Source organism: Aquimarina aggregata (genome assembly GCF_001632745.1).
Lineage (GTDB): Bacteria > Bacteroidota > Bacteroidia > Flavobacteriales > Flavobacteriaceae > Aquimarina > Aquimarina aggregata.
Genome location: NZ_LQRT01000004.1, coordinates 53,786 through 66,641 on the forward strand (window position 1 = coordinate 53,786; position 12,856 = coordinate 66,641).

The following is a 12,856-nucleotide window of genomic DNA, read 5'->3' on the forward strand; positions in this document are numbered from 1 at the left end:
TACTAATAAAACTATGATCTCCAAATCATTAAAAACAAGTAGTTACCATACGTTCTAAAATCTGAATCAAGTAGTTATTAACAAAATATTCTCCAAGTCCTAATAGGTAGTATTCTTTTATATCTTCGCCCGCACTTTTACAACCTATTTCTTTGAAATACCTTATTAATCCTCTATAGAAAAGAATATTTTTTTAGCAGGAAATACACTGTATCTCAAAATTTCAAAAAACAAAATAAATTAATTAGGTAACAAATTTAATTATAAAGACATAAATACATATCACTACAAACCTCTAAACAAAAATGAAGAAAATACTAACGATTATTTTACTACTTGGAAACTTTATTAGTATTCAAGCACAAATCACCGAATTACCCAATGGAAATGTCGGCATAGGAACTACTACTCCATTAGATAAATTTGACATTCATCAAGGAGGACTTACTTTATCTACTCCAAATCAAGGAATAGGATATGGAAAAAATCTTAATGGAATTACATGGGTTGTAGATGATGATAGTGCAGGAAGAATTAGTGAAACCGCGGCAGCAATTAGGTTTCTAGGAACTTCAAATTGGAATGGTTCCACAAGCCCTAGTCTTTTAAGTTTTGAAACTATTGGTGCTGCTGGTGAAGGAACTGTTCAACGAATGATAATTGATCATAAAGGAAATGTAGGAATCGGAACTAATAATCCATTTGACAAATTTGATATTCATCAAGGAGGAATTACTTTATCAACTCCAAACCAAGGAATAGCCAATGGAAAAAACCTTAATGGAATTACATGGGTTGTAGATGATGATAGTGCAGGAAGAATTAGTGAAACTGCGGCAGCAATTAGGTTTCTAGGAACTGGAAATTGGAATGGTTCCACAAGCCCTAGTCTTTTAAGTTTTGAAACTATTGGTGTTGCAAATAGTGGTACAATTCAACGAATGGTTATAGATCATCTGGGAAATGTAGGTATTGGCACTACTGCTCCTGACTCTAAGCTAACCGTAAAAGGAAAAATACATGCCGAAGAAATTAAAGTGGACCTAAGTGTTCCTGCTCCAGACTATGTGTTTAAAAAAGACTATGATTTATTAACCATAGCACAAGTACAACAACATATCAAAGAAAAGGGTCATTTACCCAATATCCCATCTGCAAAAGTTCTGGAAACCGAAGGTGTTGATCTAGGACTTATGAATATGAAATTGTTAGAAAAAATCGAAGAGCTTACCCTTTACACTATTGATCAAGAAAATAAAATAAAAAAATTAGAAAATCAAAGCTCTAAAATTGAAGATTTAGAGAAAAAAATAGCATTACTAATAATACAACTAAAGAAATAAGATGAAAAAAATAATTGTAACAGGATTTTTATTAGCAAGTTTTATAGTAACACAAGCACAAATCACAGAATTACCAAATGGAAATGTTGGGATAGGAACTACTACTCCCGAAGCAAAAGTACAAATAGAAACCGATAAATGGTCACCATCCTTATTTACCTTAAAAGACACCCATTACACTCCGTTTCAAACCTATCATTTTCAGATTGAAAGCGATGGATTAAAAATCAAACAAAATGATGCCATCCATTACCAATTTAAATCGGGTGGGAACTTTATTGTAAATCAAGGCAATCTTGGTATAGGTGTTACAAACCCATCTCAAAAGTTACAGGTTGACGCTTTAAATAGCTCTATTCAAGTACAACTTAACAGAGTTGGAAGCGGCGAAGGAAAGGTTGATTTTGGTGCAGACGATAAAGGTTTACACTATTGGGTTGGTGGTTATGATGGATTTGGAAAAGAAGAATTCTTTATACAAACTAATGGTAACATAGGAATAGGAACCAATTCTCCTTCAGGAAAACTACAAATTGAAACAGATAAATGGTCTAATTCGCTCTTGACATTAAAAGATACACACTATTCGCCTAATCAAATTTATAATTTTCAAATAGAAAGTGATGGATTAAAAATCAAACAAGATAATATCATTAATTATCAGTTTAAATCCGGAGGAAATTTTATTGTTAACAACGGACGTGTAGGAATTGGCACTACAGCACCAGATGCCAAACTCAGCGTGAAAGGAAAAATACATGCCGAAGAAGTAAAAATAGATTTAAGTGTTCCGGCACCGGATTATGTATTTAAAAAAGACTATGATCTATTAACTATAGCACAAGTACAACAACATATCAAAGAAAAGGGTCATTTACCCAATATCCCATCTGCAAAAGTTCTGGAAACCGAAGGTGTTGATCTAGGATTGATGAATATGAAATTGTTGGAAAAAATCGAAGAGCTTACCCTCTATACCATACAACAACAAGAAGAAATTACTGAATTAAAAACTATGGTTAAAAAAATAATAGAAAATAAAAAGTAACATTTTCCAAGTTCGTGACATAATAAGTAAAGGAGGATTCAATATAACCAAAAACACTAATGAAAAAAATAACTTTAGTAATAACGCTATTGTCTATTATACAAATAAATGCGCAACATCAAACAATAGGATTGGGGTATTCCTTCGGATTCAGCCCAACAAATGATAAGTTTACTTTTAATAATAAAGAAATTGGTAACTATTCATTAGGGTGGTACCAAATACCTGGTTCTGCTGAAGCAAATTTATCTGGTTATGGCGGGATTAATTTTTTCACACAAACTGCTTTAAGATTAACGATTGCTAGATCTGGAAATGTAGGTATAGGAATCTATAATCCTTCTGCTAAATTACATGTAAATGGTTCTGCTATTATCGACAACACTTCTAGTCTACACTCTAGCCTTCGTTTTGGACGTGATCGAAATGATCAAATTATAGCCGATAACTCTGTGAACAAAATTTACGGGGGAGGATATTTCTTACGTGTCCATAATGAAACACTAGCTCATAAATATATAGATGTCATGATGTTATCTGATCAAGGTGATGTGGGTATTGGAATAACAAAGCCATCTGCAAGACTTCATGTAAGTGGCTCTGCAATTATTGATAATCCACAAAGTCTACACTCCAGTATTCGCTTTGGACATGGTTTAAATGATAGAATTATAGCTGACAATTCTGTAAATAAAATTTATGGGGGAGGCTATTTTTTCCGCGTTCATAATGAAACTATAGGACATAAATATGTTGATGTTATGATGTTATCAGATACAGGAAAAGTAGGTATTGGTACAAGAAATCCAGACTCAAAACTTACCGTGAAAGGAAAAATACATGCCGAAGAAGTAAAAATAGATTTAAGTGTTCCTGCACCGGATTATGTATTTAAAAAAGACTATGATCTATTAACTATAGCACAAGTACAACAACATATCAAAGAAAAGGGTCATTTACCCAATATCCCATCTGCAAAAGTTTTAGAAACCGAAGGTGTTGACTTAGGGATTATGAATATGAAACTCTTAGAAAAAATTGAAGAGCTTACCCTCTACACCATCGATCAAGAGAAACGATTACAGCAACAAACGACCATCAATAAAAAACTTCAAAGTAAGAATAATGAGCTGGAGGCTCGACTTGTTACAATAGAAAAACTACTTATTAAAGAATAAATCCATGAAAAAGTATATTGCATTAACAATCTTATCTATACTGCATTTTGTAGGCTCATCTCAAGATAGCAAAGGCTATTTTTCAGAATTAATTCCTCCAAGCCCAACTACTTCGGAGTTAGGGAAATTTGGAGAAGTTCCTGTTGGAAAATATAATGGAACTGCAAATATTGGCGTCCCAATTCATCAAATTTCTTTTCAAGAAATTTCTATTCCCATTAGTCTTTCTTATAATACTGGTGGAATTAAGGTATCACAAGAAGCTTCTTGGGTCGGATTAGGATGGAATTTATCTGCAAATGCTATTATATCCAGACAGATAAAAGGATATGATGATTTGACCAATAATGAAGGAGCCGTAGGTTATTTGTTTAGTAACAATTATACTTATCCTCTATCAGCTACTCAACAACAAGAGTTAGTAACCGCATATAGGACAAATCCAATAGATACTGAACCAGATTTGTTTAACATTAGTCTTTTTGGTCAATCTATTAAGTTTACTCTTCCAAAAAAAGGAAATACCACTACTATTAGCGCAAACGTACTAAACAATGCAAATACAAAGGTATTTTATAACACAAGTACTAAATCTTTTGAAATTATTAATAGTCTTGGCTACCGCTTCTTTTTTGGTAGTAAAGAGTTTACCACAGCATATAGAAGTGGTTTAGGTGGATCTGGTACTTTAGATACCGAGGAAAGTGCTCTGGGTGTAATTAATTATCAAACAGCTGATGGTAGCAGAACAAGACACAAAGTTTCTTCTTGGCATTTAGATAAAATACAAGCTCCCAATGATGAGGAGTTGTTTTTCTCCTATCAGAAAGGGTTTCATATGAGTTATCCTTCATTTTCAGAATCTCGTGATTTTAACTTATGTGATTTTGGAGGAACTTTAAATGGTCTTGATCATATCGATGGCGAAGTATCTACTAAAACAATCACTGGATATATTACTGGTTTTGAAAGTTTATATCTAAATCAAATTTCTGGTAGATTCGGAAGTGTGACTTTTGGACTTACGGATAGAGAAGATATTTCTTCTAGATTTCAAACTCCATTTACATTTCCTTTAGCCATTCCGGTAGATATAAACCAAAAACCTAAAAAATTATCTTCTATTGTTATTAAAGATTATAATGGAGTAATTAGAAAATCTGCCAGTTTAACTCATACCTATTTTAATGCCGATAAAAATCAAGATACAGATGACTATAAAAAAGAAAAATACCTTCGTTTGAAACTTGACGAGGTAGTAGTTCTTAATCAAAAATTTAGCTTTGATTATATATCTTCAAATTCATTGCCTGCAAAAAACTCGAAAGCTGAAGATTTTTGGGGATTTTATAATGGAAAAGATAACACTAACCGTATACCATCTTTTGGTAGAGTTGTGAGATGCGCAATCAATAATAAAAATGCTTTTTTAGATTTTGAAGGTGTAAATCGAGGAAGTGATATTACGTATGGTAAAATTGGATTGTTAGAAAAGGTTACTTATCCTACAAAAGGATATACAGTTTTTGAGTATGAAAGTAATAAGGCTACTATTGATAAACCTACTGTTGACTATAGTGATCCATATACAAATTCAACCGGTTTTAGTTATAATTATCAATATCTAAAACGTACTAACCTACAAAGTTTCTATACCCCAATTGGATCAGGAAGCATATTTACCATTAACTCTGCACAAGATTTACCGTTTAGTTATAATTTCAAAGCTTCTACAGGTTTTCAATGTGGTTATAACTGTCACTTAGGTGCTGCCGGACCACAATATGTTTTTAGAATAGAAAATGTTAACGATCCATCAAAGGTCTATGAAATCATAAAATATGCCAATGTCTCTTCTGTAAGCGAAGAAAGTCTTAATCTACCTAACGGTACATATAAACTAAAAATTAATTCTTATGACTGGCCTCCTGGAGGGTTTTCAGCAGCTGTTTCGGCAAAAAACCCTAAAGCATTCTATATCAAATCCCCAGATGTAAATTCCTTTCCTTTTGAAGAATTTGAAGTCGGAGGTGCTCGAGTAAAATCTGTAACTAATAAAGATCATAATAATCAATTCATTACTAAAAAAACATATACCTATACAGAAGGCAAGTACGGAACAACCGTTTCTTCTGGAGTTCTTATGAATGAATTAGTATACCATTCAAAAGCTGGTGTTTATGATTACACGCCTCAAGATTTTGGAGGAAGATTCACAATGTCTTCTGGTAATCCACTAAACTTAGACTACGCCGCACAAGGAAGTCATATAGGCTATAGTTTTGTCGAAGAAAGAAATGAAACCGAAGACGGTAGTAACAATGGAGTAATTAGATCTAATTTTGTAAACACAAAAAACCAACACCTTTCAATGTTTATAGGAGCTACCTATGAATATGCATTAGAATCAGCACAAATTAGTCAGTCATACACAGATGTCCACTACGGCAATGCCTATTTGATTGGTGTAGACCCTATCTCTTTTGACTATAAAAACGGTAATTTATTTACTGAAGAAATTATTGATGTAAATGGTGAAACTAAATCTTTCATTAACTACGCCACATATCAAGATGTTACTTTAACATCAGTTCCTGTTGTAAGAGCTCACTTAACAACTGTTAATGTAATTGCTTCATATGGATATACTCAAAAAGGGCAATTATCGCTTTTGACACAAAAAGAAAATTCCGAATATCATAACAACAAAGTTATAAAGACCGTTCAAACGAATACCTATAACGAAAGATATTTACCAGAACTAAGTACTACTTCTACTTCAGAAAACAACACTATCCTTAAATCATATACCTATTACCCTTTTGATAGCGAAAATGGGATTTCAACAAAACCATATATGCAAGATTTAGTAAATCAAAATCGAATAGCAATTCCTGTATTCACAAAAAATTTAAAAGACAATACTGTTTTAAATGAACGATTAACATTTTTTGATGAATTTTCAACAACTAATATGATTTTACCGTCTAAAATACAGGATAGTAAACAATCAGGGAATTTAGAGGATCGCTTTTTCTTTCACGACTATGATGCCAATAATAATGTATTAGAAGTTTCCTTAACTAAGGATACACACACGGTTTATGTTTGGGGGTACAATAAACAATATGCCATTGCTAAAATTCAAAACACCACATATGCCGAGGTTGCAGGTGCATTAGGTATTACCGTAGCAGCACTCAAAAATTTGGATGAAGGCGCTATGTCTTCATTAAATTCATTAAGAGAAAAATTACCACAAGCAATGACTTCTACGTATACCTATGATCCAATTATTGGTGTCACTAGTATGACTGATCCAAGGGGATATACCATGTATTATCATTATGATCTCTTTAACCGTTTGAAATTTGTAAAAGATGCCGATGGTAATCTCGTATCAGAAAATAAATATAACTACAAAAACTAATCAAGACCATGAGAAAAATAGTTAAATATATCGCGGTTGCCTTACTTTTTGTAGGTAGTATTGCGCAGGCACAAACTCCAGCTAACATCGTAAAAGAAGGAGATTATACAATTACAAGTACAGAAACACTTACGGCTACACAAAGTATCACCTTAAAACCTAATTCCTGGATCAAAGCAGGAAGTAATTTTTCTGCAGTGGTTACACCAGATGCATACATCCCTATTAGTTTGAATATAGATGAAAACTATATATTTACTAGAGTATATCAAGAAGCTAAAACGACATCTAGTGCTATTAGAAATAATAGCGATGTGATCGAGAGCATTTCCTATTTTGATGGCTTAGGTAGACCAAAACAACAAATAACCATAAAGGCATCTCCAGATCAAAAAGATATTGTTAGTCATATTACTTATGACACTCTTGGGAGACAAGCGAAACAATATCTTCCTTTTGAGCGCCAAGCTGGTGCTGTAGGAAGTTATAATCCTGTCAATATCAATACAGATATTAATAGTTATTACCAAAATAAATATGCTGCAGATTTTGCAGGAGTTACACAAGCAAATGTAAACGCTTATTCAGAGAGTAATTTTGAATCTTCTCCTTTAAACAGGGTGCTAGAGCAAGGAGCACCCGGTACAGACTGGAAAGCCAATCCAAATACTGATACAGATCATACCGTTAAATTTGATTGGGCTACAAATACAGCTACAGAAGTATTTTATTTTGATATCAATTTTACAAATGATAACCCAGAAACACCAACATTAATCAAAAATGGATATTACAATGCAGATGAGTTATTAATAACCATCACTAAAGACGAAAACTGGCAACTTGGACAAACACATCCTAATGATCATACTACCAAAGAGTATAGGGATAAACAAGGTAATGTACTTTTAAAAAGAACATATAATACCAATGTCCCTCATGATACCTATTATATATATGATGATTTTGGTAATCTTACTTATGTGATCCCTCCAAAAGTAACCTTAAGTGCCACAGATGGAGTAAGTACTACTGAGTTATCTGAGTTGTGTTATCAATACAAATATGATTACCGAAACCGCTTGATCGAAAAGAAAATACCAGGTAAAGGGATGGAATCTATTGTATACGATAATCTTGATCGTCCTGTACTTACACAAGATGCAAATCAAGCAGCCAAAAACCCTAAAGAATGGTTATTTACCAAATATGATGCTTTAAGCAGAGTTATCTATACTGGGATTCATAAAAACAATAAAAATAGAGCTGCTATACAATCAGATCATTTTACTGATAAAACTTCGCTACAAAACTATGAAACCAAAGTATCTACGGGTTCTGGGTATGACAATACCTATTATAGTAATGACGATTTCCCAAATACCAACCTTGAGGTATTAACGGTAAACTATTATGACAATTACTATTTTGATAAAGTAACACTTGCCTTACCATCAAAAAGTTATGGTGTAGATATTGTAAATTATGATGATGCTAATACAACACAAACTAGAGGTCTTAGCACAGGGAGTCGCGTTAAGGTATTGACCACTAACAATTGGATTACAACCATTACTGGGTATGACAAAAAAGCCAGACCAATTTATGTTGCTAGTAAAAATGACTTTTTAAATACTACTGATGTCATAGAAAGTAAATTAGATTTTGCGGGTAAAGTGTTACAAACCAAAACTACCCATACCAAAGATAGTAATCCTACCATTGTAACGATAGATAGTTTTACGTATGATCATGTAGCTAGATTGTTAACTCAAACACAACAAATCAACTCGCAAACACCAGAAACTATAGTTTCTAATACGTATGATGAAATTGGACAATTAGCATCTAAAGAAGTCGGTGGTGGATTGCAAGATGTGGATTATACGTACAACGTACGTGGTTGGCTAAAGAGTATTAATCAGGGTACTACAGCTAATGGAGATTTATTTGGCTTTGCTATAGATTACAATAGTGAGACCAACCCTTTATATAACGGCAATATTGCTAAAACTTCATGGCAAACCGCAAATGATAATGTGACCAGAAGTTATGCGTATACTTATGATGCGTTAAATAGACTAAAATATGGAGCTTTTACAGGTACTAATCCAGGTTCTGCAGAATATGATATGGGCGTTAGTTATGATAAGAATGGAAATATAAAAGATTTATATCGCTTTGATGCAGGAGGATATAGTAATATAATGGATAATCTTACATATACTTATGATAGTGGCAATAAATTATTATCTGTAAGCGATACTGGTTTCAACAGAGGATTCAAAGACGAGAATACCTCTGGTAACGATTTTGAATATGATATCAACGGTAATATGATCGAAGATAAAAACAAGGGCATTACCAATATCACATATAATCATTTAAATCTGCCAGAAACAGTCTCTATATCGAATCCTCAAGGAACAGGAAATATTACTTATATTTACAATGCAACTGGGACAAAGTTAAAAAAGATTGCACCTAGTGGAAGTTCTTTAATAGAAACAGAATATGCTGGAAACTACGTCTATAAATCTGGTAATCTTGAATTCTTTGGTCATTCTGAAGGTATTGTAGAAAAAGAGAATGATGGTTATAAATATGTATATCAATTTAAAGATCAAGTAGGAAATATTAGGTTGTCTTACTCCGATAAAAATAAGGATGGTACTATAACTCAGAACGAAATAATTCAAGAAAAGAATTATTATCCATTTGGGCTTACTCATAAAGGATATAATAATATACTAAGAGGTAGAAATCATAATTATGGTTTTGGAGGAACTGAATTCTCAGAGGAACTAAATTTGAATAGTTATGATTTTGGTGAAAGAAACTATAATCCTACTCTTGGAAGATGGTTTAATATTGACCCATTGACAGAATTTATGAGATCTCAATCTCCCTACAATTTTGGGTTTAACAATCCAATATATTTTAGTGATAGCGGAGGAAATATACCTTGGCCTGTACCTGAAATGTTCAAGCAATGGACAAGAAGAATGGATTCACCTTTTGGTGGTCCAAGAACATGTAGTGGATGTAGTCGATGGCATAAAGGAGTAGATATTAATTTCGACGGGGGTGGAGCTACAGATTATGGGGCACCAGTATTAGCTACACATTCAGGTAAAGTGGTTTCAATTAAAACTACTTTAGATGGATCAGGAAGAAATGTATATATTCAGTCCCCAGATGGGTCGTTTCAAACAAGGTATTTCCATTTAAGTTCTATTTTAGTAAAAAAAGATCAGGAAATTAGTGAAGGTATGACAATAGGTTTAATAGGAGGTTCAGGAAAAGGATTTGAGAAAAGAACAAACAAAGTGGGATATGTACCTCATTTACATTATGGTATAATAAAAGCTCCTTTTAACGATAGTGGGGATGATCATAGTTGGTATGATCCTACTGAAGGACATGGCAAAAATCCAGATTATCTAGTAGACCCTCAAACATGGATAACTGCAGGACCTTGGCCAGAATCTTATTATAATAATGACAATTATTTTGCTTTTTATAATTTTTCAGGAGTAACTGTTGCACGAAAAACTTCTGCTACTAGAAAAGCATTACCTAAAGCCAGTGCAGCTAGTACAATTTCACCTGAAGGAATTGCTCCTTCTCCAGCTCCAGCTCCTGATCCTGGTGGAGGAACAATTCCATTGCCAAACCCTAATCCAGCTCCCGATCCAGTAAACCCTGTAATAATTCCCTTTGACCCCATTATCGATTAGTTTTAAATTAAGTAATATGAGAACAAGAATAGTAATAATTATAGTATTAATGATAACTCTTATAGGGTGTATCGATAAAAAAAAGCAATCAAAGACACCTTTAAAAACAGAAAATAAAAAAGAAGAAAATTATACTACTAAGATAGTTCTACACCCATCCTCTCCAAAAGATTGTGGGATGAATTTTAAAACTTTTTTTATTAGATTTTCTTCAGATAGCACTTTTCAAATTAGCAGGATTAAATTCCCTTTAAAGATGGAATATTATGATGTTTATAGTTCTGATTCTACAAGTCCAATTGAAGAATATATAAAAGTGGAAAACTATCGATTTTTCGATCTTAGTATTGATGGTGAAGCTGAAGATCGAGAAACCAATAGATTTACTTCTGAAATAGAAAAAAAGAAAGAGGATACATATATATATTATCAATTGGGAATAGATAATGGAATAAGTGTAAAATTTCAATTTAAACAAATAAATGACTGTTGGCTTCTTGAATCAATTAAAGATGACTCAGTTTAAAACCTTGACAGCGCGGAAATATTTTCCGTGCCAGTATGAGTAAGTAAAGTAAAGTCGTAACTTTTTATCGTTACGACTTTTATATTAGTATTTAGAAACGTCCTTTAATAATATAAAAATCATAGTTTTAAATATATTCTGGAATAGAAAACACGGATTGCAAACCCATGTTATCGCATTATTGGTATCAAATACGGAATGTTTAACTCAAAAGACCATCTGATGGGCCAAAAAGGCCTTCCGTTTAACTTAAAAGGTACTATTTTTAACTCGATAGACTCAAAATCTAAGAGTCAACGTCGAATTTTTAAGAAGATGTGTTGAAATTTCGACCTTCTTCTCTCAATTTTAGGTCAATGATGCTCAAATTTTCGTCAGAATAGCCCAACAGAAGGTCAAAAAGGTCCATCACTCATTTAAATAAGTCTAAAGTTAAGCTTGTTAAGCTTAAAATTGAGTAGGTAAAGTCTAAAAACTAGAGTACTGGGTAAAACCACAAAAAACACAGATTATACCTCCGTGTTTTTCGTTCTATATAGTTATATTTTTAAGTATAATAGAGTAGTACAAACTTATCGCTTATACACCTTTACCCAATCTACTTTCATCACTGCTGTATCAGCATATGCTGTAATGTCTCTATCACCAGGAGGAAAGAAAATCCCGCCTACGGCAACGTTTAAAGTGATTTTATGCTTGTTATCAAACAAATCAGATATATTATGATTTCTAATGGTTGTGTATGTAGCTTTTACTACATCATCTAATAAGATAGTTAGCTTGTCTTTAGCCCAAATAAGCTCATACGTATGAAAATCAGCGGTTAGATCGTCCAGATTGGTATATATCTCTTCGTTATTAAAACTGGTTGCAGTTCCGGCAGTAGTACCATAAAAAACATTAGACTGAAACTGATTAGGTTCATTACCTCTTGCTTCTAGAATATCAATTTCTCCTTTGGTAGGCCATGGATCTCCAAAAGACCAAAACGCAGGCCACATTCCTGCTCCCGCTGGTAATTGAATGCGAGCCATAAAACGATATTCTTGTTCACCAGCTGCACTAGAAGGGCCATAGGTTGTTTTTGTTTCTATCCTTCCTGATGTATACGGAAACATTTTTTGATCCATACTGCCAGGAATGGTCGCTCCTGTAACTTCTTTTCGTTCTACATTAACCGATAAAACTCCATTTTCTAGTACCAATTGACTTGGTGTATATAATTGTACTTCTTCATTAAAAGCGCCACTATCCCAAGCGTTCCAGGCACTTAAATCTGTATCAAAATTATCTTCCCAAACTAAACTCCATTCTTTTACTGGGTCAGGATCTGGGTCTGGTGGGTTTACTTGTTCGGTTTCCGGGTCATCACTACTACTACAGCTAAAAAGTAAAATACTTAATATGCTTAGTGCCCCTATTCTAATGTGCATTTTTGTCATTTTTATTCTCATATAGTTTACACGGAAATATACATAAAACTTAAATATTAACTCAAATTACAGTCTCAATGTTTTACGATACCCAAACTTCAACAAGCGTTAAAAACGCTATACTACAACGTATTAACTATCGTTATATTTTTAAAGCT

7 protein-coding genes are annotated in these 12,856 nt (G+C 33.1%); 6 read left to right on the top strand and 1 reads right to left on the bottom strand.

Annotation, left to right across the window (positions count from 1 at the left end; translation table 11 throughout):
• Positions 1-305 precede the first annotated feature (305 nt).
• From AWE51_RS07580 to AWE51_RS07605, 6 genes are read left to right on the top strand one after another with little or no spacing between them, the layout of a single operon-like run.
• A complete protein-coding gene (locus AWE51_RS07580; RefSeq protein WP_066311763.1) occupies positions 306-1,343 on the top strand; it encodes a tail fiber protein in 1,038 nt (345 codons plus the stop codon).
• A gap of 1 nt (position 1,344) precedes the next feature.
• On the top strand, positions 1,345-2,391 hold the full coding sequence (locus AWE51_RS07585; protein ID WP_066311764.1) for a tail fiber protein: 1,047 nt from the start codon (positions 1,345-1,347) through the stop codon (positions 2,389-2,391).
• 59 nt (positions 2,392-2,450) lie between these two features.
• The gene (locus tag AWE51_RS07590) at positions 2,451-3,569 is read left to right on the top strand and encodes a tail fiber protein (RefSeq protein WP_066311765.1); all 1,119 of its coding nucleotides are present in this window, start codon (positions 2,451-2,453) and stop codon (positions 3,567-3,569) included.
• Between the two features lie 4 nt (positions 3,570-3,573).
• Positions 3,574-6,999, top strand: coding sequence for an RHS repeat domain-containing protein (locus AWE51_RS07595; protein WP_066311774.1), 3,426 nt, complete (start codon positions 3,574-3,576; stop codon positions 6,997-6,999).
• Positions 7,000-7,007: 8 nt separating this feature from the next.
• Positions 7,008-10,739 (top strand): DUF6443 domain-containing protein, encoded by a 3,732-nt coding sequence (locus AWE51_RS07600; protein ID WP_066311775.1) that lies wholly within the window; start codon positions 7,008-7,010, stop codon positions 10,737-10,739.
• A gap of 16 nt (positions 10,740-10,755) precedes the next feature.
• Positions 10,756-11,265: a DUF4348 domain-containing protein gene (locus AWE51_RS07605; protein WP_066311783.1), complete on the top strand. Its 510-nt coding sequence runs from the start codon at positions 10,756-10,758 to the stop codon at positions 11,263-11,265.
• A gap of 572 nt (positions 11,266-11,837) precedes the next feature.
• On the opposite strand, the gene AWE51_RS07610 is transcribed toward AWE51_RS07605, so the two are convergent.
• A complete protein-coding gene (locus AWE51_RS07610; RefSeq protein ID WP_066311785.1) occupies positions 11,838-12,698 on the bottom strand; it encodes a glycoside hydrolase family 16 protein in 861 nt (286 codons plus the stop codon).
• Positions 12,699-12,856 lie beyond the last annotated feature (158 nt).